The sequence below is a fragment of the Legionella drancourtii LLAP12 genome (assembly GCF_000162755.2).
GTDB lineage: Bacteria > Pseudomonadota > Gammaproteobacteria > Legionellales > Legionellaceae > Legionella > Legionella drancourtii.
Map to the genome: position 1 here is coordinate 32639 of NZ_JH413817.1, position 26594 is coordinate 59232.

The window sequence follows — 26594 nt, forward strand, 5'->3', positions numbered from 1 at the left end:
ACTAGGTGAAGCCATAATGTATGCTTAATAAGACCAGTCATTTGAGTTATCCATGGGTACATCAAACAGTTTATAGCGTAGGGCTTGTATTTGATCGGCATCTTTGGGCTGTTGGCTTGGGGGCGCGCTATATCTTTCCACGGTATCCGGTGCGAAATAAACCGGGGTTGATGTTGCGTTGGCATAACCAGAATAATTTTCAGCACAGCCAATGAGAATAAGTATAACACCACAGAGGCCAATGGATAACGCTGTCTTTTTCATCTAAACTGCCTTAAAATTGGCTTGTGATTGTGCAATTATAGTACAGTTTGGGGCGAGTAAATCATATAATGCCTATTATCAAGCATTTTATTTAGATTTACGACTAGAAAGTAAGTTGATATGGAAGCTTCCACCGTTTATGTGCTATACCTTGTTTGTTCCGGACGAGATGCGCCGTACCCGGTTAAGACAAGACGACGCTTTTATAAATCTTATAAAAGGAGAGCTTATGTTTTTAGCTTGGGTAAATTTATTTGTGGCGGGTTTATTAGAAGTTTGTTGAGCTGTGGGCTTAAATTATACGGATGGATTTTCAAAATAACGGCTTATTTTGCATCGGACTAAGGGAGGAGCGACATAATGCAAAAACGATTGCTTGGAAAATCGAATTTAGCTGTAGTGCCACTAGCTTTTGGTGGTAATGTTTTTGGTTGGACCGTGGATGAGAACCAATCGCATAAATTATTAGATACGTTTTTAGATTATGGTTTTAATTTTATTGATACCGCTAATGTCTATTCTACTTGGGTTCCAGGTCATCGTGGTGGCGAATCAGAAACCATCATTGGCAATTGGTTAAAGGCTACAAATAAACGCGATCGCGTGATTCTTGCGACCAAAGTAGGTATGCAAATGGGTGATGGTTCCCAAGGTCTTAAAAAAGAATATATTATCCGCGCCGTAGAAGATTCCCTTAAACGGTTACAAACTGATGTTATTGATTTGTATCAATCGCATAAGGATGATGAAAATACGCCCTTAGAGGAAACTTTAGCGGCTTATCAAATCTTGATGCAACAAGGTAAAGTACGTGCCATTGGTGCCTCTAATTATAATGCCGCTCGTCTTAAAAAGGCATTAGAACTTAGTAAAGAAAAAAATCTTCCTACCTACATCTCATTACAACCTGAATACAATCTTTATGATCGAGCCGGCTTTGAAGAGGAATTAGAACCTTTATGCCTAAAATATGGACTTGGGGTGATTAGTTATTATTCATTAGCCAGTGGGTTTTTAACTGGAAAATATCGCTCTAGTGCCGATCTAAGCAAGAGTACTCGTGGCAGTGTAATTGGTAATCGATACTTAAATGGACGTGGAATGCGTATTTTATCTGCCCTTGATGAAGTCGCACACAGTCACAATTGTGGACCGGCTGCTATAGCTCTTGCTTGGTTACTGCAACGCAAAAGTATCACGGCCCCCATTGCTAGTGCTACAAAGGTTGAGCAAATTAAAGAGTTTGTTAAGGCACTGGAAATCAAACTTGAGGCAAAGCAAGTGAAACGACTTGATGAAGCGAGTGCTCCATAGCCTAGTCGCGCACTTAAAGGAAGTTCATATGAGCGATTTAATTACCAAGACGCAGTTATCCGATTCAAAGGATTGTCCTGAATATTCATTAAAACCGGTACAGCAAAAAATTGTGACACGACAAGCCTTGCTCGGTGAAAAGCTAATGATTAAGCGGGCATTGCCAACGCGTGAGCGGCGCATGATCGGTGCTTGGTGTTTTCTGGATCATTTTGGGCCATTAGTTTTAAACAATGGCCATGAATTTGATGTGGCGCCGCATCCGCATATTGGATTGCAAACCTTTACGTGGATCATCGACGGTGAAATTCTCCATTGTGATAGTCTAGGTTCAAAACAGGTGATTAAACCAGGCCAAGTTAATTTAATGACCGCAGGTAACGGTATTTCCCATTCTGAAGAATCGGTAGATCCGAAGAGTGTTTTACAAGGCGTACAATTATGGATTGCTTTACCAGACGCTGTACGTCATATAGAGCCTGATTTCATGCATTATCCTGAGTTACCCGCCGTACACCATGAAGGATTAGCCATCGCTGTAATGGTTGGCGAGCTATTGGGTACTCAAGCGCCAACAGCTGTCTATTCGCCCTTAATCGGCTTGGACATTCAAGCGGTGGTGTCTGCAAAAACAACACTGCCATTGAATCCAAAATTTGAATACGGAATTTTACCCTTAACTGGTGATATTCGCGTGGAAGATGTAACCATTGATAAAAATACTTTACTGTATCTTGGCTGCGGACGTTCTCAATTAGCATTAAATATTCCTAAGCAGGAACGGTTTTTGTTGATAGGTGGTGAACCATTTACAGAGGAAATTCTCACTTGGTGGAATTTTGTGGCACGCACCAAACAAGAAATCATTACCGCGACTAATGCTTGGAATAACCATACTTATTTTGGTGAAGTTATGGGTTATGTTGGTAATGCACGCACTCCAGCACCGATAATGCCTTAAACGTAGTCCTGTGGACAGAGTTTTAGGCTGGGTTGTAACGTTCATAGACGTCAAGCGAAGCCGAAAACTCTCATCTCTCAGCAAAGAGCTTGGCTTGATGACCATGCCCACGCGACCAGCTTACCATTGACTTCAGAGAATTCTTTTCAATTAGGGGGCGATAAATTATTAGCAACTTTTCTAAGGCTTTGATAATGCTGAAGGGCAATTTTTCGGACAAGGGCATGATCAACCAATGGATAAGGATAGTCTTTACCTAGCGTGATGGCTAGAGTTTGTGGGGGAGCTTCCCAAGGCTTGTGTATCCATTGCCTAGGTACTTGAGATAATTCTGGGATCCACATTTTAATGTACTCTCCTTGTGGATCAAATTTTTCGCTCTGAAGTGTTGGATTAAAAATACGAAAGTAGGGCGCTGAATCAGCTCCTGTGCCCGCAACCCATTGCCAACTGGCGGAATTATTGGCTAAATCGGCATCGAGTAACGTGTTATAAAACCAGGCTGCCCCTGCGCGCCAATCAATCATCAAATCTTTGATTAAGAATGATGCGACGATCATCCGTACCCGATTATGCATGTATCCGGTATGCCATAATTCGCGCATGCCCGCATCGACAATGGGGAATCCAGTCATTCCTGTTTGCCAGCATTTTAGGTGTGTCTCATCTTGCTGCCATGGAAAGGCATCAAATTCCTGACGAAAATTTTTGTTGGGTAATTCAGGAAAATGATAAAGCAGGTAATAGGAAAATTCACGCCAACCTAATTCTGCAAGAAAATGGTCTGCGGAGCGTAAATCGCATTTGGGTTGTAATTTTGCTTCTTCGATGGCATTCCAGACTTGCCAGGGGCTGATTTCACCAAAGTGAAGATGAGGTGCGAGGCGAGAGGTTGCTGTTTTACTAGGGTGATTACGTGCTTCTTGGTAATCCTGTAAATGATGCTCGATAAAAAAATTCAGTTTATTCATCGCCCCATGTTCGCCTGGTTCCCAATAATTAGGAAATTCTATAGCCCAGTTAGGTTTTTGGGGTAAAAGACGCCAATCGGAAAGCTGTTCTGATGTACTTGTAAGGGGGGGCGGGCGCTGATTGATGCTACTTACTCTTGATTGCGTGGTTTGGCGAATGCATTGTTTCCAATATGGGGTAAATACTTTAAAGTAGTCGCCGTTTTTATTTTTGACGGTCCAGGGTTCATTCAACAAGCTGCCATTAAAACTATATACTTGTAATCCTTTGAGCCGCAATTCATCTTTAATTTGCTTATCACGCTGAATGCTTTTCGGCTCATAACAGCGATTCCAGTAGACTGCTTCAATCTTATGGTTTTTGATTAGTTCATGGATTATGGATAAGGCTTGGCCTTGTTTAAGACATAAATCTAACCCCTGTTTTTTTAATTCTTTTTGCAAGGCTAATAAACTATGATGTAGCCACCAGTGCTGGGCGGCGCCGAGCGATTCTTGAGAATAAATATACAGAGGAATAATGTACTGATGGTGGTTACATGCTTCTGCAAGTGCTTGATTGTCATTACAGCGTAAGTCTTGTCGAAACCATACGATTGCTGTGGACAATTAATACTCCTAAAAAGGTGTTAGCGCAAATTACTACGCTCTTGTAATTTCCTGGTTAAGTCGAGTAATGCCTCTGCTTTTTGCGCAAATAATTTTAATGCATCGTTGGCAATTTGATAATGCTTTACTATTTCTTCTTCCAACTTCGCTTGAGAATAGAGGGTCGCAAAGGTGGTTTTTTGATTCGCTAAATCTGACGACCGACCTTTCCCTAAAAGTTCGGTTGGGGCATAGTGATCTAAATAATCATCTTGCATTTGAAAAACCAGGCCAATGTGACTGGCATAGGTTCTTAGGGCCGCTTTAGTTTGTTCGGAGACGGTGTCTTTTGCTGCTAAAACCATTTCAATACACGCAGAAATCAGGCGCCCAGTTTTTAGGTGATGAATTTCACGCAATTGCTCTTCCGTAATGGATGATTTGGCTAATTCTGATAAGTCCAGGCTTTGTCCACTGACCATGCCACTGATGCCACTGGCTTTGACCAGCTCCTGAGTAATGGCAATAACTTGCACGGGATGCACTAGAGGGGATAAATGGGTTAACAACACCTCAATAGCCAAAGCTTGCATGCCATCACCGACTAAAATAGCCGTTGCTTCATCAAATGCTTTATGACAACTGGGTTTGCCACGTCGCAGATCATCATCATCCATTGCTGGTAGGTCATCATGAATTAGCGAATAGCAATGGGTTAATTCCACTGCAGCAGCAATGACATCCAAAACTTGTGGATCAACATCGATGAGATGGCCGGTTAAGTAGACTAAAATCGGCCGGATTCTTTTGCCGCCAGGAAATAAAGAGTAATTCATTGCCAAATGAATTTGTTGCGCTGGCACAGATGACTCATTAATTATTTGTTCAAGAACATGTTCATGGCGTTTTATGTAGGTATTAATCACTTAATTTTTCATCCGGGGTGAGTTCTGCAGTGGATTGGGCTGCAGTTAAAGTTTCTATTTTTTGTTCTGCTTGTTGTAATACATCCTGACAACGTCTGGCCAAACCAATGCCTTTTTCAAATTGCTTCAGCGAGTCTTCCAAGGTTAATTCCCCTTTTTCCAACTGCCGAACAATTTCTTCCAGTTCCCCTATAGACTGCTCAAAATGGATGCCTTTACTCATAGACGTTGTCCTGATTGTGCAAAATTAACTGATTATACTGAGTTGTTTTCAGTATTCAATGGGGGATGGGGGCGAACATTGCTTTCTGCTTGAGAAAGTTTTAGCCGTTGCTACTTTTTAGATGGCTGGCTTTCCGTTATGATGCAGTCACAAAATCGAATGGATTACTCAAGGTCAGCAACTATGAAAACAAAAACCCAATTTGTCTGCAATCAATGCGCCGCAGTGTTTAAACAGTGGGCTGGGCAATGCACGCAATGTGGGTCTTGGAATTCAATTGCCGAAGAAGGCGTTGTCCCAGCCAGTCGTAATACGCGTAGTGGTGCTTCTTGGGTGAATCAACGTTCGGTAATTACTGCGGTAGAAGACGTGGTAATGGATAAAGAAGTCCGTATGGATTGTGGTTTATCTGAATTAAACCGGGTTTTAGGTGGTGGCTTGGTCTATGGCTCTGTGGTGTTAATCGGTGGTGACCCCGGTATAGGTAAATCCACTTTATTATTGCAAACCCTGGCCAATCTTTCTCTTCGCGAAACAGTTTTATATGTTACCGGTGAAGAATCATTACAACAGGTCGCGATGCGTGCCAAGCGTTTAGGCCTTCCCTTAGCTGGTTTACGGCTGTTGGCTGAAACTCAGGTTGAGGCTATTCTTGCCCAGGCACAAAAGGAACATCCTAAGATCATGGTCATCGATTCTATTCAAACTATTTTTACCGAAAGCATCAGTTCTGCTCCGGGAGGCGTGAGTCAAGTTCGTGAATCTGCCGCACAATTAGTTCGTTTTGCCAAAATGACTCAGACGGCCGTTTTTTTGGTGGGGCATGTGACGAAAGAGGGCGCTTTAGCCGGTCCGCGGGTTTTAGAACATATGGTCGATAGTGTGTTGTATTTCGAAGGTCAAAGTGATAGTCGTTTTCGCGTTATTCGTGCCATTAAAAATCGTTTTGGGGCGGTGAATGAGTTGGGGGTTTTTGCGATGACGGATAAAGGTTTAAAAGAAGTTGCTAATCCCTCGGCAATTTTTTTATCACGCCAGCCAGAACCCACCCCAGGAAGCGCAGTAATGGTCACCTGGGAAGGTTCGCGTCCGATGTTGGTTGAAGTGCAGGCACTGGTGGATGAGGCCCATGGGCAGCAATCCAAGCGGGTTACCGTTGGTTTAGAACATAATCGTTTGGCCATTTTGCTCGCTGTTTTACATCGTCATGGTGGCATTGCTACGTATGACCAGGATATTTTTATTAATGTGGTTGGTGGTGTAAAAGTTACCGAAACAGGATCGGATTTGGCTTTATTAGCTGCTGTGGTGTCTAGTTTACGTAATCGAGTTTTTGATAGTGAAACCATTATTTTTGGTGAAGTAGGATTAGCTGGCGAAATCAGACCTGTACAAAGTGGACAGGAACGCTTAAAAGAAGCAGCCAAACATGGATTTAAACGCGCAATCGTTCCCTTTGCCAATGCACCAAAACAACAGGGCTCGGCAATGGTAATCGAACCTGTAAAATATTTACATGAGGTTTTAGAAAAGATGTGATTGGAGTACTAAATATTTATCAATGGAAGTTAGATTGTTAAATCCAACAATCACTCTTTATAATATGTCCTATGCTTATAGGGACGAATGAGATAATAGGTGCTCATTCGCCATTTCCTTTAAATTGAGTTGATATATGGACATAACCCCTTTTTTTAAATTAATGGTTGATAAAGGCGCTTCAGATCTGTTTTTTAGTGTTGGCGCGCCGCCTAATATTAAAATTGAAGGCATGATTGCGCCTGTAGGGAAATCGCCCCTTACATCTCAGCAAATGGTGGAAATTGCGTTATCGTTGCTGAACGATGAGCAACGCAAAGAGTTTGAGTCGACAATGGAGCTTAATATGGCTTTGTCACTAAATGGAGTAGGGCGTTTTCGCATTAACCTGTTTCGACAACGCGGCGATGTCTCCATGGTTGCGCGTTATATTAAGAGTGATATTCCTTCAATTGAACAATTAAATTTACCGCTTATTTTACAGTCTATGGTGATGGAGTTACGTGGTTTGGTTTTGATTGTAGGGGCTACGGGTTCGGGTAAATCCACGGCTTTAGCGGCGATGATTGATTACCGAAACCAGCATCATCGCGGGCATATTTTAACCATTGAAGATCCCATCGAGTACATTCATTTACATAAAAAATCAATAGTCGATCAGCGTGAAGTGGGTATCGATACGTTAACTTATGATAATGCATTGAAAAATGCGATGCGTGAAGCGCCTGATGTTATTTTAATCGGTGAAATTCGTGAGCGTAGCTCCATGAAGCATGCGATTGCTTATGCAGAAACTGGCCACTTATGCATTTCCACCTTACATGCAAATAATGCAAATCAGGCTTTAGATCGCATCATTAATTTTTTCCCTGATGATGCGCGGCAACAAATACTTATGGATTTATCGCTTAATTTACGTGCGATTATTTCTTTGCGCTTGGTTCCTGGTATGGAAAAACAGCGCATAGCTGCCGTTGAGATTTTACTTAACACGCCTTATGTTGCTGATTTAATTGAAAAAGGGAAGCTAGATGAAATTAAGGACGTTATGGCGCGCAGTACAGAGCAAGGAATGCAAACTTTTGATCAGGCTTTATTAAAACTTTATCAACGTGGCTCAATTTCCAAGGAAAATGCGATTAAATTTGCTGACTCAAAAAATAATGTTGGTTTGCAAATTCGCCTTAATGCTGAAGGAGGCTTAGAGACACCCGATGATAATTTAACAATTGAATCCGATGAATTGGATAAGTAATTAGGGCTTGTTGATATTTCTACTATCTTGGTCAAAATTGGCCGCTTTTCTGTGCTCTTATGCTTACATACTCTGTGTATGCTGTGTTTCGGTGCTCGACTATATTGATTCAAGCGAGCAAAATGTCAGCAATCCTTCCTTCGGAACATTGTTTTTTTTTGCGGAGTGTGTTAAAATTGAACACGCAAAATATCTTTGTGGAGGCATTTCGGTGGTTGCTTTTTATAACATTAGTGATATTACTTTAGGTGCTCCTTCGCATTCAGGGCATGAGGCTTATCTTGGGGCGATTTATAATCCACTCAAGCAAAAAATTGTATATAAGAAAAATAAATACGGCCTTCCCTCTTTTTCTCGCTTAGAAATATCCTTTAGCCAATTAGCCAAATTATTTTTATCTCCTGATTTAACTCCAGATCAATATTTAGTTTTGGATGAGAAATATAATGTGGTTGGGGTTGCGGCGCAGCATCTTTGTTATAGTATTGAAAATAAAGAAAGTTTATGTCAACCGTTTTATGCTTTAAATGAGCCCCTGCAAGGATTTAACACAACTGCACGCACTCTTAAAGATTCGGCACAGATTCCAATTTATTTTTTAGATAAATTACCGCAAGGTTATTTTGCTACACTAACCGAGGCAGAGAAAAAAGGTCAATTAAGCATTGATTATGAGGCCTTAGCAAGCATCCTGGCTACTTCATACACGATGGAAGAAGACGACTTACATAAAGGAAACTTTGGTTTCTATATGGTCAAAAAAAATGGCAAGCCCCACGTAGTATTTTTTAAAATTGATCATGACTTAATGTTTGTCGACAGTATTATGGGCTTTCATACCCGCAGACCATTCCATTTATTTCATGGCCCTAGTGCTTTTGACATTATCGCTGAGGATTTGCTTTCTTTTCCGAACTTAAAACACTCCGCAAATTCTTATTGGCCAACAAAATTTGGTTATGTTGCTAATCCATTTGATAATAAGGAATATCATAGTTTCAGCGAAAATGCTGCTTTTGCCGCTTTAGCGGATAATCCTGAATTTATAAAAGCGAAATGGAAAACTTTTTATAAACATATATTAATTCCAACCGAATTAATAGAACGTACCTTGCGCGACTGCGCCAACATTGAAAATGCTGCTGATCGAGCACATATCGCCTTATTGACGCAAGCAATGGTCGCACGACTGGCTGCATTACGTGCAGTGCTGTTTTCTGTAAAAGAGTTTCGTGAGTTTGTCGTTGGCTTAGATGCTCAAAAACATGAAGCCTTATTGCGTGAAATAATTCCGCCAAATCATCCTTTAGAGCAACAAATAAAAACATCTGTTGCTCACTTTAACAGATTGTGTATGTCTGCTAATGGATTTGTTGCTGGCGATACGCCTTTGCATATGGCAATCAAACTTGGTGAGTACCGTTATGAAGAAACCACGCGGATGTTCGGTCATTTTATTAATACCCCTAATAGTGCCGGCCAAATTCCTTTAGATCTTGTTGTGGAACGGGCTTGTACGTTAACGGTTGCCGAGCATGATATTCGCAAAGACAAACATGCCATTATGCAACATTTGTTAGAAAAAGGGGCCCGTAAAACGGATCGTTTTAAACAGGCCAATATGGATGAGGAAATTAAAAATCATCAATTTACAAATCCATACCTGCCCATGATAAAGCCAACACTTTCGTATGAGAATTTTAAAAATATTTTACGCGATATTGGTGAAGATCACCGGTTTTGTCTGAAACATAAAAAGAATTTGGCGATTGGGTGCCTTAATCACTGGATCGAGCTGCGCCAAACTCATCCTTATTTCAAATACGAATTAAAAAAACTGCAGCAGGATATCAATGGGAAATCACCCGAGATTGAGTGTGCAAGCGTAAAATACATTCGTCAATTGCGTAGTAAACTATGGCTTATTCGCCAATTACGGGGCTTGTATGGCCAAACATCAACACAGTCTGAAATAAATCATATTATAGATAAAGCCATGGAGCCTTTCCTCGCCAAAGAAGGCAATACGTTTTCCTTCTTTAGCAGGTTTAGAGAACAACGATTAGATTTTGATGAATATGATTATCAGCCGGTACCCTAAAAGCTAACCGGAACCCGAGCTTCAGCTTCCTGTCTATCAATGGGTTTGCATTTCTCCTAAACGGAAAGGGTAATCATGGCGGCAACGAGCATAGGCAGGACCTATCTTGGCTGGGTTATTATAGAAGGCGTAATGGGTGGCGTTGTACTGGCAGCAAGGCACAGAACTGATGAAGCAACCGCGTTTACCATTCCATACATAACCACGGGGTGTTAGTTCTAATGTTCGGCCGTCATAACAGATATAACGTGGTTGCGAAGGGGTGTTGCCGACGATGCATCCTTGCGCATAGACGAAATTTACCATTACTAATAGTCCAAATAGAATAGTTCTCATGTATTAAGCCTTAAACTTGCTATAATTACTATAAACTAGTCCATATTACCCCTTCTCTTCAAGAGCGATGGGATATTAAATTACGAAATTTAAGGTTAAATTAATAAATTAAGTTTAAAATAAATCCATAATGATTTTTGGAGTTTGAATATGTCTAAAAATGCTGCCTTGTTAGCGAAAATAAATGACACAACGTTCTGGACTGGTAAAAATGCTGAAGATACAACTAAGATGCAAAATGCTTTAGATGCATTATTACAGGCGAATCCTGAGGATGAGCAAGAATTCCAAACTGCAATCGCGAGTCACGAGTCTACATGGGGCGTATTTGAAGAGTCACAGGCAGAGGGGGTAACTGCACCTATGTTTGGCTGGGCCCTTAGTTTTTTTGGAGCCTTGTTTTCGGTTCTGGGCTTGTGGAAGAAGCCTGATAAAGAGTCATTAGATGTTGAGGAAGATGTTGAGGAAGATGTTGAGGAAGATGTTGAGGAAGATGTTGAGGAAGATGTTGAGGAAGATGAAAATGTTGTTGAAGAGGAAGAGAATCCTTCTTCTCTTGTCATCCAGCAGGCAGCAGTTGCCCAACGAGTGAAACTTAGTTTAAATAAAACAAATGACCAAGAAATATTGCTGAAGATTTTAAAATATAATGAGGATGAGTGTAGGGCGTATTTAGCAGAAAAAGTAGAGTCGAGTATTACTAAAGCTTATGGTTGGAAAGAGACAACCACACCGGCACCTCTAATTGATGGTACTCAGCCAGATAATATTAATGATTCTAAAGAAGTTTTGACTGATGAGTACATTAATAACGATATTAAAAAAATGGCAGCAGCCCGGTGGGTTTTACAGGCTGTTGCTACAGCCAGTCTTGAGGTATTAACTAAATTAGATACGGCTAAACAAGAGAGCAATCTTGACGTTTTTCGCGAAGCGGTAAAAGAATTAGGTTTACCAGAAAAGGCGCTTAATTTGATTGATATGGATATTGTTTATGATTTAGCACAGGATAAAATTCAAGAGCGTAGAACTCTGTTAGAAACGGCTAAGAAGCAAGAAGCAGCGCAGTGGGTTTTAAGTGCTGTTGATAATGCGAGTCTTGAGGTATTAACTACATTAGATACAGCAAAACAAGAGGGCAACCTTGAGGCTTTTCGCAACACAGTAAAAGGATTAGGTTTCACAGACGATAGCAAATTTATTGATATGGATACTGTCTATGCTGTTGCAGAAACTAAAATTCAAGAGCGTAGAACGGTATTACAAGAAGAACAGGCTCAATTAGAAGCGGTTAAGAAACAAGAAGCTGAGCAGTGGGTTGTAAATAATGTTGATAATGCGAGTCTTGAGGTATTAAATAAGTTAGACCTGGCTAAAAAAGCCAATGATGAGAACGCTTTTCGCAACGCTGTAAAAGAATTAGGTTTTACAGGCGATAGCAATTTGATTGATATGGATACTGTCTATGGCTTAACAGAAACCAAAATTCAAGAACGTAGAGGTATATTACAAGTGCAAAGCGATCTATTAATGGCCCAAGAAGCTATGACCACCTATGATAGTTATATTGCAGAGTTAAGTGATGATGAGGTTTTTGCACAAGGTAACGCTCTGTTGGATAAGGAAGGCGAGCAATTTCGCGCGGCTTTGGTGGTAAAAGACAATCGCGATAAGTTGACGGTGGATAATCTTACTGCCCTTAGAGAAAAGCTGGGAGCGCGCTATTTAAATGTTGCTCTGGCAAGAGATAATTATTCTCGGCTTCTTCCCGCCATGCAAAAAGAGGAACTTGCCGAATTTAATGCTGAATTAGGCAAGCTGTTTCCTGGGCATACTTATATTGCTCAAGTGGTTACCACTCAGGAACAAATGGTCGAACTTAAACACATTATGGCGGCGCATGCTGTCCCTAATTTGCATCAAGCAATCAATAATGTGATTCAGTCGGCTGTTGGTAGCAACGCTTTCAAAAGAGAAATAGCGCAGCTTAAAACCTTTGATCAGAAAGAAGGTATGACGCTACAGCAATTTAGAGCGGAATTAGCGAAGATTGTCGGCGAGGAAGATAAGGCCGCTTTGTCTTATCTTACTAAAAATGACATGCTTAAGTTGCAAGATACTGCACGTATGCGTCGTTTGGACGTTCAGATTGGCGTGTACTCGATTTATGGAGTGAATAGACATTCGCGACTTCGTGAGGCGTTTAGAACCCTTAGTGTTGGGCAGCAACGTGATTTCTTAGATCGTAGTGCTGATAGTGAGAATAATCCTGATTTACGCCATATACTGCGTTCTACCGAGCTGAGTGTACTTACGAAATATCTGCATGTCGCGGATGAGCTGTTACAGAAAATACAGGAAGAAAATATAAATAATCAACTCGTGAAAAGTATTCATAATTCTCAAGTTATTAAGTGTCTTCTTAGTATTTCACCACCCATTATCCTCACAGAAAGCCAAGTGGCGGACATCAATAAGAATTTTATTGGCGTGGCGTCGTTTGCTGATGGCATCGACAACAGTAAATACATTGCTTTGGTTCACGCCATTAAAATTCAGGCATCTATATCAGAAGCACAGAAGGGACTTTTTTATCTGGCTTTCGGACTTGAAGAAGATGGTTCTGTTGTTAAGGATGTAAAGATAAAAAATAATATTGAGGAGCAACATAAGCGTAACCTCGAGTTATTGAATATAGCCGCTAAGGCTCCTGATAAGCAAATAATCAGCCCTAGACTTATCAGCTTTTTATTAAGAGTAAATAAAGGTAATGGGGATATTACTCACCTGAAAATGCAGACTGAAAGTGAAATCCAGGAAAAAATTCAGATGGCATTTAGGGAAAGTCGCTCAGCTAAGGATTTTATTGATCTGTATATACGGGGGGATAATAGTTTGATTGCAGAGCAATATAAAAAGGAATTGACACGAGAACTTACACCCAAATTATATCGCGAAATCAAAAATGATATTCGGATCCAAACATTTAAAATAGCTCCTGAGCTAATAAATAAAGAACTCAATGAGGTAGAAAAGAACCTGGCTGGATTTAAACGCAATCATAAGCAGATTGGCAAGTATGCGAAGAGTGTCGACTACATTCCTAAAATGAATGACGTTCAAATATATAATCCTGAGTTTCAAAGCGAGCCGGAACCTAAGAAGATTAAATATGAAGCGATTTTAGCGGAGTGTGAGGTTAATAGAGAGCAGTTATTGTATGACCGTCGCAGGCTCAAGGATTATTTGGACAGTATCCCTGTGCCTGCAAAAAGTACTAGCGTCGCGCAGCAGGAACTGAAAGCCCGAATCGAAGAATTACATAGTGGTATCCAAGCACAAATAGATGATATTGATAAGCAGGTCGCTTTTTTTGCTGAAGCAAAAGACAAAATAAAAAATGCGATTTTACCATCATTAAATAGGGAGCATTCTAAAAAATGGACCTATAATCCACATACAGTGGTTACTTATCTTGTTGGGCGAGAGCAAGAAAAATCAGAAGCAAAACGTGCTAGAGTGGCTTCTGATGATCCATATGGCGAAGATATTCAGATCGAAACTGAACTTGGTAACCCTCAAGATGATAAACAAGAACGCATTACTAGGTTTGTCTTTGAAAATCAGCCCAATGCAAGTCAAGTCCGTTGCTTTGATGTGACTTATAAAACAAAACATACGACCTCACAAGAAGAAATTAAGATTCAAGGCCGCTTTATTTACGATAAATCCGCTAATGAGGCAGGAAAGAGCAATAAATCAGAGCCCGGAAAATATATAGTCCGTCAGTTCCCTACGGCTAAACCTGGAGATGGTATATCCCCAGAAGCGCTTGATGCTGCCAGAGTGAATTTTGCGATGGCTATGGCGACCCAGGTTCTGGCCGGTATGGATGGCCCTCCTACGCGGGAGAATCCTATTCGCTTGCGTAAGGGAAGCGCAGAGGAGTTGCAATATTTATGGACGGCCTTTGCCATTTTAGGTGAAAAAGTTCCAAAAATGAAATTTGGTACGGATGCAATTTTTGTGGTTTCAACTAAGTTTGATCCCGCCAGTCAAAAAGGATTTTGGGGGTATGCTGAGGGTTCCCTTTACAAAGAGTCATTTGCAAAGAATAATGAAGTAGTAAAAGAGTTTATCGATGATGCTCGTGAATACGTATCTAAGCGCCACGATAAAAAGGGTGTTAAGAGTAGAGAAAAAAGTGGCGAAAAAGCGACTGAGTTCTTTAAGAAGCAACTACATGCAACTCGAGTGGAAACCGAGGAGCGGCAGAAAGAAGAAGGCCTTGCCGCAGAACCGTCAGAAGCATCTTCTGTTGTTCCTCGCACTGGCGGATAATTATAAATATAAGGGGTAAGCAATTGAATTTGAATCAATTGGCTGTAGGTGTCTTTGACTCAGGGATGGGTGGCTTGACGGTGCTGCGCGCATTAAAAGAAAGTTTGCCGCATGAATCATTTATTTACTTAGGTGATACAGCACGTTTGCCTTATGGTACTAAAAGCCCTGATACCGTAAAACAGTATGCCATGCAAATGGCAAAACTGTTGGTCGAGCGTCATATCAAGGCTTTAGTTATTGCTTGTAATACAGCAACCACCGCGGCATTACCCTATTTGCAATCTATGTTACCGGATATGCCAATACTTGGCGTGGTTATTCCCGGTGCAAGTGCCGCTGTTGCCGCAACAAAAAATCAACGGGTCGCTGTTTTAGCTACGGAAACAACCATTGCTTCTAAAGCCTATCAAGAATTAATTGCGCGCCAATTACCGCAAGCGGTAATTAGTACTCGCGCTTGCAGTGTTTTAGTTGCATTGGCAGAAGAGGGGATGATTAATAACCAGATAGCGCGTGAGGCATTAAAGCATTATTTGGATGGTTTTAACGATGAGGACACGTTTTTACTGGGATGCACGCATTTTCCTGTATTTAAGTCTTTGTTAGTTGATTTGTTACCAGAAGGAATTGCTGTAGTTGATTCGGCGCATGCAACCGCTAATTCATTATATTCCTTATTACAGAAGCAAAATTTGCTTAATGACAAGATGTTGGGGAATGGTTCGGTAAATTATTTGGTGACGGATTCAATCAAGCGTTTTCAGGCTGTAGGCGAGATATTTTTAGGGGAAACGCTGGCCGTTGGGGATATTGAATTAGTTGACGTTCGCTAGAGTCTTAACAGGTTCTGCATGTGCTAATGCTGCTTATTTATGGCCAGGTTGTCCAGAGCATTAATCAATGCTTCGCTGAAATGTTCAGCTGGGTCAGAAGTGGTAAGATGCACTGGTAGCCATTTAGCAAGAGTTGACGTCGCGAGCACCGTACTTGTGATAAAGATAATTGCTAATATACTATGAAAAGGTAGAAATAAATAACTAAGGATTGTTTTTTATGAAACCATTTTTATGGTCTACATCAGTATTCATCATTCTATTTTTTCTCATCAATAAAGCTTTGGCTGTTTGTCCCATATGTACTGTTGCTGCATGCATGGGTTTGGGTTTAAGTCATTATTTGGGTATTGATGACATTATTTCTGGTATTTGGATTGGCGCAGTCGTTCTTTCAAGTAGTTTGTGGACAGTGGATATCCTCAAGAGGAAAAATATTCACTTTCCCTATCTAAAATTATTAATTGTCTTTTCTTTCTATTTTTTTACAATTCTTCCGTTATATAGAACAGGAATGATTGGTATTGATGGCAATACACTTTGGAAGATGGATAAATTAGCTCTTGGTATAGTCATTGGGTCAATTTCCTTCTTGATTGGTGTATTTGCTGATCTATTTCTACGAGCATTAAACGATTGCAAAGTTTTTTTCTATTTTCAAAGGCTAATATTACCCATTTCTTGTTTAGTGTTTACCACTACCATTTTTTATTTAATCACCAGATAAAAAATAAAAGAGGACTGATATGGAACTACAAGACAATATAAAACAATTTATAGATAAAGTTAAAAAAGCTGAAAAAGGCGAAATACTTGATCTGTCATCTGACGAAGACTTGTCTATGGGGGTGATGAATCTTATTTCTATGGAAGAGCACTTCTTCTTTACTTTTAATAAAACGAAAGATGAGAAGTATTTGGACTTGCTAAATGAAATACGTCAAATGCGTAAAGAGTTACTTAAAAGACTAATTAAAGACTATGAAGGCGAAGTGTGGTGTATCAGTAAACATTTATTAGCAGCATCCATGAGATTGATGGAAGTAGGGACAAAAGCGCTGACCAAGGGGGATAAAAAGGATGCGGCTGATTTATTTCAGAAGTCTTATCAGCTTTACAGTCTTTTTATGGGACTAAACTTAGGTTTAATTGATTCAAAATCAATGGAACATGTTAAAACTGATAATGAGCATGCATCGGTTCCGAATAATGAGCCAACCGTTAAAAATTCTGGGACAATTATGGCAAGATTAGGCCGGTTTGTACAGAAGATGGTTGATTGTTGCAAAGAGTAAAATAGTTTGGTTCCAGGTGTTTCTCTGGAATCTGTATCATATCAGCCCATTTTTAAAACCAGTAAAATCCAACATTATGTCCAAGCGGATCGACGGGTAATCTGCTCAGTCGCGATTTCTTATCCATAACATTATATTAATAGTGGCTAACGCTAGCGAAATGGCAACATAAATGGTTAATCGCTCTGGGTTATTATACTAAAACAGGATGCAGGAAGGCTTGCAATTATCACTGGGTTTCTTAACTAGGGCTTCTGTTTTCAATTCGCCATAAAGCAACAAAGCATTTTGCAATAAGCTATTTGCCTGATGCCATAGGGGTAAATTTTCATTGATTGCTGCTGCTAAATTACCTAATAAAATAATGCACTGTGCCTGTTGATAGCTGAATTTTTTTTGCGCAAAGAAAGAACCTTTGGGAGCTATTTCCGGTAATGGTACTTCTTTTAAATTAACAATATAGTCAATAATTTCAGGGAGTTGTTCTTGGCAAAGTACATTGAGCAAGCTTGATATGCGTTCATGAGCGAGTACTTTAGGCTCTTGCATAATTTCTTGGAGTACCCTAATTAATTGCTTTTTAGCGTACACAATCGCTGACGCATTTTCATGTTCAAGTAAGACCGTTTTTTCGAGTTCACCTAATATGGTAATTGCTTGCTCATATTTCTTTTGTATCTGTTCAATATAATTTTTCATGAAGTAAACCCCCAGGAATCAATTCAATTAAGAAGGAGTTATTCTTCCTTGGGTGGGCGGCTCATTAAATTATTAACGGCCTCTTTCGCACTGATTTTCCCTTGTAATAGTGCATTGATTTGCTCGCAAATAGGCATTTCAACGTGAGATTGCTTGGCTAAGGTACATACCTGTGCGGCATTGCTTTTTCCTTCAACAACTTGACCAATTTGTTTCTCTGCTTCATTTATACTCACATTTTGACCTAAAAGCAAGCCAAAACGGCGGTTGCGTGATTGATCATCAGTACAGGTAAGTACTAAATCACCTACACCAGCTAAGCCAAGAAAGGTATCTGCCTGTGCACCGAGACTTAATCCCAAGCGGCTCATTTCGGCTAAGCCACGGGTGATTAGGGCTGCTTTAGCATTAGCACCATAACCGAGACCATCGCTGATGCCACAACCAATAGCCAAGACATTTTTGACCGCGCCACAGACTTGTACCCCGGTGAGATCATCACTGAAGTAGACCCGTATATTACTGTGATGGAGTAATTGCTGAATGTTTTTTTGGTAGTCTAAATTGTTGCTCGCCAAGGTTAATGCGGTAGGTAAAAAACGCGCGACTTCTTTGGCAAATGAAGGACCGGTAATCATGGCCACTGGAAATGACGGGCCAAAACGTTGCGCCACTAAGTCACTTAATAATCGGTGACTGTTTGGATCGATCCCTTTAGTAATCCATGCCAGACCTTGCAATGGTTCTTTGATGTTGGCAAGAAGGCCGGCAAATGCATGGGAGGGGACAGCAATAAGAACATAATCCGCTTCACGCAGACATTGATTTAAATCGCCTGTAGGGATTAAGGTCTCCGGGAATTTAATATCTGGTAAATAGCGTGGATTTGTTTTTGTTTCTGCCATAAGGGCTACGTGCTGTGGGTTATGCGCCCACAGCAATACACGATGCCCTATTTGGGACAGATGAATTGCAACAGCGGTGCCCCAAGAGCCGGCACCTAATATGGCAATGGTTTTTTTATTCATCGTTTAGTGAGTAATCGCTTCTTCTGTAGTTTGTGCCCCTTTTTGCTTTTCTGCAAGTTGTTGCATGTATAAAGCATCAAAATTAATCGGAGCCAATACTAATTGTGGGAAGCTGCCACGAATTACTTGCGATGTAATCGCTTCACGAGCATAGGGGAAAAGAATACTTGGGCAGAAGCTATTTAACAGATGGTCTAATTGATTGTCTGGGGCGCCTTGAATAGTGAATATACCTGCTTGTTTTACCTCAACCAGGAATGCAACTGTTTTTTGGTTATTTACTGTAGCAGTTACGGTTAATATTACTTCATAAACGCCAGCTTCTAATTGAGTACTGGTTGTATTCAGATCGAGTGTCAGTTCTGGTTCCCATTGTTGTTGGAACACCGCGGGTGTATTTGGCGTTTCATAAGATAAATCTTTAACATAGACTCTTTGGATCATGAATTGAGTGTCATTGTTTTGTTGTTCTTGGTTTGCTTGTTCTGCCATGATATTCCTATCCTCTTAGTAATTGGTCTAATTTTCCCTGGGCCTCCAGGGCATATAAATCATCGCAGCCACCGACATGATGACCATTAATGAAAATTTGTGGCACGGTGTGCCTGCCGCTTTTGGCGATCATTTCTTCACGTAGTTCCGGTTGTAAATCAATACGAATCTCCGTAAATGAAACTTTTTTTTGCGTCAATAATTCTTTTGCTTTCACACAATAAGGGCAGTAGTCCTTAGTGTATATAATGATTTCAGGCATCTTTATTTCCCTTTAACCAACGGTAAATCTGCGTTTTTCCATGCCTCAATACCACCGGAAAGGACTAAAGGTTGATAGCCTTGGGTTTTGATTTTGTTGGCAAAAGCAGGCGTTTGCAAGCCACGGGCGCAGACTAAAATAATGGGTTTGTTTTTGTATTTTTCCATTTTTTGTTGTCCAAAGTCTTCGCTTTTGGCATTAATTGAATCAATGATGTGGCCTTTTTTAAAGCTTTCTGTATCGCGTAAATCGATAACGAGCGCATTTTCATTGTTGATCAAATCAACAGCTGCTTGTGGAGAGAGCTCTTTGGCTTTCTTTCTCTGAGTGAATAACTCATTTAAGAATGTTAAAAATAAAACCACAATGAAGAGAAGCCATAGTGGCCAGTGGTTTATGATAAATTGACCTAAGTGTTCCATAGTGAGCTCTTGATGTTTTGACAATGATGCGAATTATCCTCAGAAAGGTGGGTTAACGCAAGTGATGGTAGGGTAAAAAACTAGACTCGCGCGCGGTCTCTATTTTTTTTTAGTAAAACATAGACCGCACCAGTCCCTCCATCTTTAGGTAAGGCGCTGTGAAATGCCAAAACATTCTCTAACTGGGGTAGCCAACGATTAACTAAGTTTTTGATCACCGGTGGCGCGCCTTCATGACCGCCTTTTCCATGAATAATTAATAAACAGCGTTTATTATTCTCCGCTTCAATATGAATAAATTGGCAGAGGGCATCACGTGCTTTTTCACTCTTTAGCCCATGTAAATCTAAACGACTTTCCCAATGAATATGGCCATTTCTTAAGGCTTTAAAGCGTTGATTTGTCAGGCCTGGTTGCGCATAGGATAATATTGTTTGAGAAAGAACAGTATCTTTTATAATATCGGATAAATAATAGTCGATTTTTTTTTCCACTGGCGGAATATTAATTCTTCTCGGTGGTATTGCTGGCTTAGAGGGTGTTGTTTTAACCCGTTTTGTTTTTTCATTTAATGGTTTGACCGAGCGCATGTGCGCATGAAATAAAGCTTTGTCCTCATCAGACATAAAATCATCAACCATTTTTATAAGAATTTAAGGGTTATGCTTGAAGTATAACCCAGGTTATAGAAAGCAGGACAGCTTTCTGATATAAGGTACGATCATAATTTTTTTTCCTACTAGGGTCTGTTGACATCCCAATAAAATGGAGAGGTAATGAGCAATTATATACTTAAAGAAACGGAAGATTTATCCACGGTGCTGGATTTTTTACGTTTTAGTTTATCTTGTGCTATTAATGCGCATTTGTATTACGGTCATGGTACTGATAATGCTTGGGATGATATGCGTTCCTTAATTTTGAGAAGCTTATCTTTACCTTATGATCTTGATCCGCATTTGTTGAACGGACGTTTAACACCGAGTGAAAAAAAGCATTTATGCCAACAACTGGAAAAACGTATTAACCAGCGCGTACCTGTACCTTACTTAATTAAAGAAGCTTTTTTCTGTGATTTGCCTTTTTATGTGGATGAACGTGTACTTATTCCTCGTTCGCCAATTGCCGAATTAATTAAAGAACAGTTTTCTCCCTGGATTGATGCGGGCAATGTGCATCGTGTCTTGGATTTATGTACTGGCAGTGGTTGTATTGCTATTGCTTGTTGTTATGCTTTCCCCGATGCGCATGTCGATGCGGTTGATATTTCCAGTGAGGCGCTTGCAGTAGCTGCCATTAATCGCGAAGAATTAGGTGTTGAGGATCAACTTACGCTGATTGACTCCGATTGTTTCGCGAATGTACCCAAGGTCCGCTATGATTTAATTGTCAGTAATCCGCCTTATGTTGGCAAGGAAGAAATGCAGACATTGCCTGATGAGTTTCGTCATGAGCCCGTATTAGCTTTAGAAACAAGTAATAATGGCTTGGCCATTGTCGAAACGATTCTTAAAGAGGCACATGCTTATCTTAGTGAGCAGGGGATTTTAGTGGTTGAAGTAGGTAATAGCGAAGAGGCGTTAAGCGATGCTTATCCGCACGTGCCATTTACTTGGCTGGAACTGAGTCATGGTGGACAGGGCGTGTTTTTATTAACCAAACAACAATTGGACGAATACTTTCATGTCCGGTAATAGCTTTGGCACTTTATTTACCGTAACGACCTTTGGCGAAAGCCATGGTCCAGCCATTGGTTGTGTCGTTGATGGTTGCCCTCCTGGATTGTTGTTAGGTGAAGAGGATATTCAGCCGTTTTTAGATAAACGCAAACCAGGACAATCTAAATACACAACCCAAAGAAGGGAAGACGATAAAGTACAGATTCTTTCCGGAGTCTTTGAGGGTAAAACCACTGGTGCACCTATTGCTTTATTGATTCATAATACCGATCAGCGCTCTCGTGATTATGAAGAAATAAAAAACCTGTTTCGCCCGGGACATGCTGATTTTACCTATCATCATAAGTATGGTCATCGCGATTATCGTGGTGGTGGGCGTTCTTCGGCGCGCGAAACGGCGGCACGCGTTGCTGCAGGGGCGATTGCTCGTTTGTACTTACAACGGCATTTGCAAATAGAGATCGTCGGTTATTTACAACAAATGGGCGATTTAGTGCTGCAGGTTGATGACGAACAAGAAATTAATAATAATCCATTTTTTTGTCCTAATGACCGTCAGGTTAATGATCTTGCACAGTACATAGACCGTTTAAGGCGACAAGGCGACTCGGTGGGCGCGCGCGTTAAGGTTCTGGCTAAAAATGTGCCTGTAGGCTTGGGCGATCCGGTATTTGATAAATTAGATGCGACTTTAGCTTTTGCGATGATGTCGATTAATGCGGTGAAAGGCGTGGAAATAGGGACGGGTTTTGCTGCCGTAAATCAATTAGGCTCGGTGCATCGCGATCAGATGTCACAACAAGGGTTTTTGACGAATCATGCGGGTGGTATTTTAGGTGGTATTTCCACAGGACAACAGATTGAAGTGAGTATGGCCTTAAAGCCCACTTCAAGTATTACCACACCTGGAAAAACAATGAATGTTTTTGGCGAAGAAGTAACGGTAGTGACCAAAGGTCGGCATGATCCTTGTGTGGGGATCCGAGCAGTGCCGATTGCTGAAGCCATGATGGCTTTGGTGTTAATGGATCATTATTTGAGGCACAAGGCTTTAAAATAGGGTATGCGACCCAATATTAAATAATTTTCAAAGAGGGCATAATGAGCAGAGAACTAAACGTAGCTATAGTCGGGGCTACCGGCGCGGTCGGGGAGACTTTTTTAACGGTATTAGCCGAACGAAAATTTCCCATAAAAAATCTATATCCATTAGCTAGTGCTCGCTCTGTAGGTAAAACTGTTGCGTTTAAAAATCAAGAACTGGATGTTTTGGATCTCGCTGAGTTTGATTTTAGTCAAGCAGATATTGCTTTATTTTCCGCCGGTGGTGCTGTATCGAAAGAATATGCCCCCAAAGCCGCTGCTGCAGGTTGTGTGGTCATTGATAACAGTTCTTGCTTTCGTTACGAGGATGATATTCCTTTAGTAGTGCCCGAAGTAAATCCACATCGTATTGCTGAATATACGAATAGAGGCATCATTGCGAATCCAAATTGTTCCACGATTCAAATGGTTGTTGCTTTAAAACCGCTGTATGATGTTGCCGGAATTACCCGCATTAATGTTGCGACTTATCAATCCGTTTCGGGTACCGGTAAAAAAGCGGTTAGTGAACTTATTGCACAAATGGCTGATTTACTCAATGGTAGACCGGCAAAAGTGGATGTTTATCCGCAACAGATTGCATTTAATGCTATTCCCCATATTGATCAGTTTGAAGACAATGGTTATACCCGCGAAGAAATGAAAATGGTGTGGGAAACCCGCAAAATTATGGAAGACGACAGCATTATGGTTAATCCAACTGCTGTTCGTGTACCGGTGATTTATGGCCATTCAGAAGCTATTCATGTGGAGTTAAAAAAACCGATGACTGCTGCAGAAGCTCGTACTATCCTTGCTAAGGCACCTGGTGTTAAAGTGGTTGATAACATCACTAAAGCCAGCTATCCCACGGTGATAAAAAATGCTGTAGGTCGTGATGAGGTTTTTGTGGGTAGGATTCGAGAAGATATTTCTCATCCTAATGGCTTAGATCTTTGGGTGGTCGCGGATAATATTCGCAAAGGTGCGGCATCAAATGCGGTGCAGATTGCAGAAATTTTACAAAGAGATTTTTTATAGGATGCTAATTCTGGGGTTAAGTTTTGTCTTAACCCTTGCCGTATGTAACAAAATGTACTTCAATTAGCCACAATGTTTTTTTAGGTATATACTCATTAATTATGAGCGAAAAAATTTTACCCACTGAGATTAGATTACCAACGGGCGATTCTTCTGGAAGAAAGCGCAAAGCTTCCTTTTTAGTTGAAGAAACTAAATCGATGGAGCGTAAAAGGCGTTTACAGGAGCAAGATGGTGAACGCCGGTTTGCGCGCGTAAATGCACGTGAGCATGCCGATACCGAAGTTTCTGGCAATTATCTTGAAGAAGCAGCAGAAAATGGCATGTTGCAACATCCTGAGTTAGACAATCAACGTTTTGATGGTATTGATCCTACCGTTAATCCTGCGCCCGGTTTAAATGATAAAGCGCGTATGGAATTTGACAATGAACGACGTAACCAGGAGCAAGAGAAGCAATTGCGTTTGGGTAATATGCCTAAATTTAATAAAGCCCCAACTCCTAGAGGACCTTAGGAATGACCATTGCTAACGACATAATTAGTCATCGAATGCCTGATTTTGATGCATATGTCCGGGCTGGTGATTCTTTAGATGACATTGATGAATATGGTTTTACACCGCTTATTGAGTGTGCTATTACACGTCAGCCCAAAATTGCTGAGCAATTACTAGCGCGCAAAGTAGAGGTGAATAAACTGGATGTCGCTGGGCGTACGGCATTGCATTGGGCTGTGGACAATAATGATGTTGATTTAGCACGTTTACTATTAACCTATGGCGCCGATCCTAATGCTTATACGCCTAATGGTCTTTCCGTATTGGTTTATCCCGTATTACGTGGCCAGGATACTCTAAAACATTTATTGTACCAGCATGGCGCAAAGCTTGATTTCGCGCTTGATTTTATCAATGGCAAACTGGTTGGGCATCGATTTGAATTGCAAGGCGATGTCGATATTGTCAATGCTCAAGGTGAATTTATTGAGCTGGATTATGAAGGCTTTATGCTGGAATTCACGGTAGCGGTACTTAAAGACTCTTTAAGACGTTTTACCAGCAGTTATTCTACGCGCCATCTAAGAGAATATTTTCCTTTTATCCATGTGATGATGGATGCCTTTGCTGATGCCGCAGAGTTGCTGCAGTTCCAACATCAACCCATGCTAAATGAGCAGCATTTTGCACGTATGGGGCAAATATTAAATGCGCCAATGCTAATCCTTCCTGCGGCAAGTCGGGGTCATGCAATGGGGTTTGTCCGTTTTGGGCAGTGGTGGGCCAAGATTGATCGGGGGGAGAATAGTTTAAAAGAAGGAACGGTGAATATTTATCAAATCACTCGTCCTGAAGAGTTAAACTTACGGTTTTTGCAAAATTTTCTTTATAAAAAACAAAGCCGGCGTTATTTTCATCAACAGATTAATCAACAATTAGGCTTAATAGCAGTCGCTAAAATGCCGATTAGTGCGCAAATTACGGGCAATTGCTCGTGGGCTAACATCCAAGCAATCGTTCCTGTTGCTTATGCCATGCAAGAAATGCATGCAGTGAATAGTTTTAATCCTGCACCTGCATTGTATGTCTATGATGAATGGGTAGAATGGGATAAAGATAGGGCGCTTGATGAATGTGTGCAGCGTTTTTATTTAGCTAATTCGCAACGCAAGGCAAGTATTGCCGCAATGTTAGGTGGTATTTTGTTCCAAGCCTGCGACGCGAATAAAGCAAAACATTTAGAACGTGCTGAAAAAATTCTTAGTATCCTGATGCTGCCTGATTATGAATATATTTTAAACAGTTATCTTGAAGAGTACTGTGTCAAACGCTTAACAAAACGAGGCAATAATTTACTTAAAATTCTTGATGATTGTGGTATTAATCCTAATATTGGGGTTAATCCCGTAGCAACAGAATTATAAGTACTCCTACAGGCGCTAATACAATTAGCAAAACAATAATCTATACTTACAAAATAGCCATTTGGGCTATTGTTGGATTTTTATGATAAGGAGATTGCTATGTTACAGTGGGCAGTCATATTTTTGGTAATTGCGATTGTTGCTGGTATCTTTGGATTTCGTGGTATTGCCTCAACAGCCACTAGTATTGCGAAAGTTTTATTCTTTTTGTTTATTGTCATTTTCATAGTCTTTTTAATTATGAGCTTATTCGGAGCTGCCACGCCAGTTATCCCCTCTTAGATAAAATTACCCCTTCAGTTAATGGAGGGGGCTCTTCGTTGAAATTCTTAATTTAGTATTAAAAATCATAGTATTTGACATGACCATCATTTCTGTTATTATTGCCTATATTTTGGTCATGAAAGGGTTTTTTATATGCAAACTAAAGCTAACGATGATATGGCTCAAGTTAAAGAATTACTTGAAAAATCATGGTCTATGGATACAGACGCGCCAGCAGGTATTTATGAATTTGTACAAAAGAAATGGGCAAAAAGACCTGGTTTTTTTACGCCATTTCACAGTGTTTCTGATTTTAACGTGACCCTAAATACTCCTATGGTTGGATCTCTAATTGGAGCGTTTGTCTTTGGTCTTGCAGCAATAACTGCAGCTACCGCTGCGCTAGCTTCTGCTTATAGTTTAGTTTTTGCTGCTGGTTCTGCTTTATTCGGACAGTTTGAGACGGCTAAAACTGCTCTTGCTTTGAGTGCTATTGCTGCATTAATTGTTGGTACTGCTGCTCTGGCTGCAGTGGCGCTTGCGATAACCGTTACAATTGCAATTCCGTTAAGCATCGCGGAAATTGTTACTCGTAGTTTGCTTACTGTAGGTTCTTCTGTTGTTAATTTATTTTCTGCTTCTTCAGCAGAAGAAACAGAAGAGCGTCACCTGGCAAGCTGCTCTATGTAATTCTTGTTGAGCCTTAGGGCTCAACTTGCACCGAACGGCCGTATTTGGCGCTCAAATCCGACC

At 40.6% G+C, this 26594-nt stretch carries 26 protein-coding genes and 1 riboswitch; of the genes, 16 read left to right on the top strand and 10 right to left on the bottom strand.

Annotated elements, in window-relative coordinates:
* Positions 1-24: 24 nt before the first annotated feature.
* Positions 25-264, bottom strand: coding sequence for a hypothetical protein (locus LDG_RS07165; protein WP_006870576.1), 240 nt, complete (start codon positions 262-264; stop codon positions 25-27).
* Positions 265-404: 140 nt separating this feature from the next.
* Positions 405-468: riboswitch (guanidine-III (ykkC-III) riboswitch) on the top strand.
* 156 nt (positions 469-624) lie between these two features.
* Between LDG_RS07165 and LDG_RS07175 the strand changes: the two genes are divergently transcribed.
* Positions 625-1578, top strand: a complete 954-nt coding sequence (locus LDG_RS07175; RefSeq protein ID WP_006870577.1) for an aldo/keto reductase — start codon at positions 625-627, stop codon at positions 1576-1578.
* Positions 1579-1606: 28 nt separating this feature from the next.
* Complete coding sequence (locus LDG_RS07180) at positions 1607-2539, top strand: pirin family protein (RefSeq protein ID WP_006870578.1); 933 nt, start codon at positions 1607-1609, stop codon at positions 2537-2539.
* A 146-nt stretch (positions 2540-2685) separates the two neighbouring features.
* Here LDG_RS07180 and LDG_RS07185 read toward each other — a convergent pair whose 3' ends face one another.
* The 3 genes from LDG_RS07185 to LDG_RS07195 are packed head-to-tail and all read right to left on the bottom strand — an operon-like array spanning position 2686 to position 5247.
* On the bottom strand, positions 2686-4119 hold the full coding sequence (locus LDG_RS07185; RefSeq protein WP_006870579.1) for a cryptochrome/photolyase family protein: 1434 nt from the start codon (positions 4117-4119) through the stop codon (positions 2686-2688).
* A gap of 20 nt (positions 4120-4139) precedes the next feature.
* Positions 4140-5024 (bottom strand): polyprenyl synthetase family protein, encoded by an 885-nt coding sequence (locus LDG_RS07190; RefSeq protein ID WP_006870580.1) that lies wholly within the window; start codon positions 5022-5024, stop codon positions 4140-4142.
* On the bottom strand, positions 5017-5247 hold the full coding sequence (locus LDG_RS07195; protein WP_006870581.1) for an exodeoxyribonuclease VII small subunit: 231 nt from the start codon (positions 5245-5247) through the stop codon (positions 5017-5019). Before LDG_RS07195 ends, LDG_RS07190 begins: the two co-directional genes overlap by 8 nt.
* A 183-nt stretch (positions 5248-5430) precedes the next feature.
* On the opposite strand from LDG_RS07195, the gene radA reads away from it, so the two are divergent.
* From radA to LDG_RS07235, 7 genes are all read left to right on the top strand, one after another.
* A complete protein-coding gene (radA, locus tag LDG_RS07200; RefSeq protein WP_006870582.1) occupies positions 5431-6786 on the top strand; it encodes a DNA repair protein RadA in 1356 nt (451 codons plus the stop codon).
* Positions 6787-6922: 136 nt separating this feature from the next.
* On the top strand, positions 6923-8041 hold the full coding sequence (locus LDG_RS07205) for a PilT/PilU family type 4a pilus ATPase (RefSeq protein ID WP_040534814.1): 1119 nt from the start codon (positions 6923-6925) through the stop codon (positions 8039-8041).
* Between the two features lie 91 nt (positions 8042-8132).
* Positions 8133-10142, top strand: a complete 2010-nt coding sequence (gene ankK, locus LDG_RS07210; protein ID WP_233491432.1) for a Dot/Icm T4SS effector AnkK/LegA5 — start codon at positions 8133-8135, stop codon at positions 10140-10142.
* 486 nt (positions 10143-10628) lie between these two features.
* Positions 10629-14819 (top strand): hypothetical protein, encoded by a 4191-nt coding sequence (locus tag LDG_RS07220; protein ID WP_006870587.1) that lies wholly within the window; start codon positions 10629-10631, stop codon positions 14817-14819.
* A 23-nt stretch (positions 14820-14842) separates the two neighbouring features.
* The gene (murI, locus tag LDG_RS07225) at positions 14843-15655 is read left to right on the top strand and encodes a glutamate racemase (protein WP_006870588.1); all 813 of its coding nucleotides are present in this window, start codon (positions 14843-14845) and stop codon (positions 15653-15655) included.
* A gap of 220 nt (positions 15656-15875) precedes the next feature.
* Positions 15876-16382 (top strand): hypothetical protein, encoded by a 507-nt coding sequence (locus tag LDG_RS07230; protein WP_040534818.1) that lies wholly within the window; start codon positions 15876-15878, stop codon positions 16380-16382.
* A gap of 19 nt (positions 16383-16401) precedes the next feature.
* A complete protein-coding gene (locus LDG_RS07235; protein ID WP_006870591.1) occupies positions 16402-16950 on the top strand; it encodes a hypothetical protein in 549 nt (182 codons plus the stop codon).
* 198 nt (positions 16951-17148) lie between these two features.
* Here LDG_RS07235 and LDG_RS07240 read toward each other — a convergent pair whose 3' ends face one another.
* The 6 genes from LDG_RS07240 to LDG_RS07265 all read right to left on the bottom strand — a co-directional run bounded on the left by LDG_RS07240 (position 17149) and on the right by LDG_RS07265 (position 20494).
* Positions 17149-17649 carry a hypothetical protein gene (locus LDG_RS07240; RefSeq protein WP_006870593.1) on the bottom strand — a complete coding sequence of 167 codons (501 nt, stop codon included), beginning with the start codon at positions 17647-17649 and terminating at the stop codon, positions 17149-17151.
* A gap of 38 nt (positions 17650-17687) precedes the next feature.
* The gene (locus LDG_RS07245) at positions 17688-18677 is read right to left on the bottom strand and encodes an NAD(P)H-dependent glycerol-3-phosphate dehydrogenase (RefSeq protein WP_006870594.1); all 990 of its coding nucleotides are present in this window, start codon (positions 18675-18677) and stop codon (positions 17688-17690) included.
* A 3-nt stretch (positions 18678-18680) separates the two neighbouring features.
* Positions 18681-19169: a protein-export chaperone SecB gene (gene secB / locus LDG_RS07250; RefSeq protein WP_006870595.1), complete on the bottom strand. Its 489-nt coding sequence runs from the start codon at positions 19167-19169 to the stop codon at positions 18681-18683.
* A 7-nt stretch (positions 19170-19176) separates the two neighbouring features.
* Entirely contained in the window at positions 19177-19431 is a 255-nt protein-coding gene (gene grxC, locus LDG_RS07255) for a glutaredoxin 3 (RefSeq protein ID WP_006870596.1), read from the bottom strand.
* 2 nt (positions 19432-19433) lie between these two features.
* Positions 19434-19853 (bottom strand): rhodanese-like domain-containing protein, encoded by a 420-nt coding sequence (locus tag LDG_RS07260; protein ID WP_040534820.1) that lies wholly within the window; start codon positions 19851-19853, stop codon positions 19434-19436.
* A gap of 80 nt (positions 19854-19933) precedes the next feature.
* Positions 19934-20494 (bottom strand): Smr/MutS family protein, encoded by a 561-nt coding sequence (locus LDG_RS07265; RefSeq protein ID WP_040534823.1) that lies wholly within the window; start codon positions 20492-20494, stop codon positions 19934-19936.
* A 135-nt stretch (positions 20495-20629) separates the two neighbouring features.
* Between LDG_RS07265 and prmB the strand changes: the two genes are divergently transcribed.
* The 7 genes from prmB to LDG_RS07300 all read left to right on the top strand — a co-directional run bounded on the left by prmB (position 20630) and on the right by LDG_RS07300 (position 26531).
* Positions 20630-21547 (top strand): 50S ribosomal protein L3 N(5)-glutamine methyltransferase, encoded by a 918-nt coding sequence (gene prmB, locus LDG_RS07270; RefSeq protein ID WP_006870599.1) that lies wholly within the window; start codon positions 20630-20632, stop codon positions 21545-21547.
* Positions 21537-22592, top strand: coding sequence for a chorismate synthase (aroC, locus tag LDG_RS07275; protein ID WP_006870600.1), 1056 nt, complete (start codon positions 21537-21539; stop codon positions 22590-22592). The genes prmB and aroC overlap by 11 nt, the downstream gene beginning before the upstream one ends.
* A gap of 41 nt (positions 22593-22633) precedes the next feature.
* On the top strand, positions 22634-23656 hold the full coding sequence (locus LDG_RS07280; protein WP_040534825.1) for an aspartate-semialdehyde dehydrogenase: 1023 nt from the start codon (positions 22634-22636) through the stop codon (positions 23654-23656).
* A 101-nt stretch (positions 23657-23757) separates the two neighbouring features.
* Positions 23758-24171 carry a hypothetical protein gene (locus LDG_RS07285; RefSeq protein WP_006870603.1) on the top strand — a complete coding sequence of 138 codons (414 nt, stop codon included), beginning with the start codon at positions 23758-23760 and terminating at the stop codon, positions 24169-24171.
* 2 nt (positions 24172-24173) lie between these two features.
* On the top strand, positions 24174-25577 hold the full coding sequence (ankH, locus tag LDG_RS07290; RefSeq protein WP_006870604.1) for a Dot/Icm T4SS effector AnkH/LegA3: 1404 nt from the start codon (positions 24174-24176) through the stop codon (positions 25575-25577).
* Between the two features lie 99 nt (positions 25578-25676).
* On the top strand, positions 25677-25859 hold the full coding sequence (locus LDG_RS07295; RefSeq protein ID WP_006870605.1) for a DUF1328 domain-containing protein: 183 nt from the start codon (positions 25677-25679) through the stop codon (positions 25857-25859).
* Between the two features lie 135 nt (positions 25860-25994).
* On the top strand, positions 25995-26531 hold the full coding sequence (locus LDG_RS07300) for a hypothetical protein (RefSeq protein WP_006870606.1): 537 nt from the start codon (positions 25995-25997) through the stop codon (positions 26529-26531).
* Positions 26532-26594: the final 63 nt, after the last annotated feature.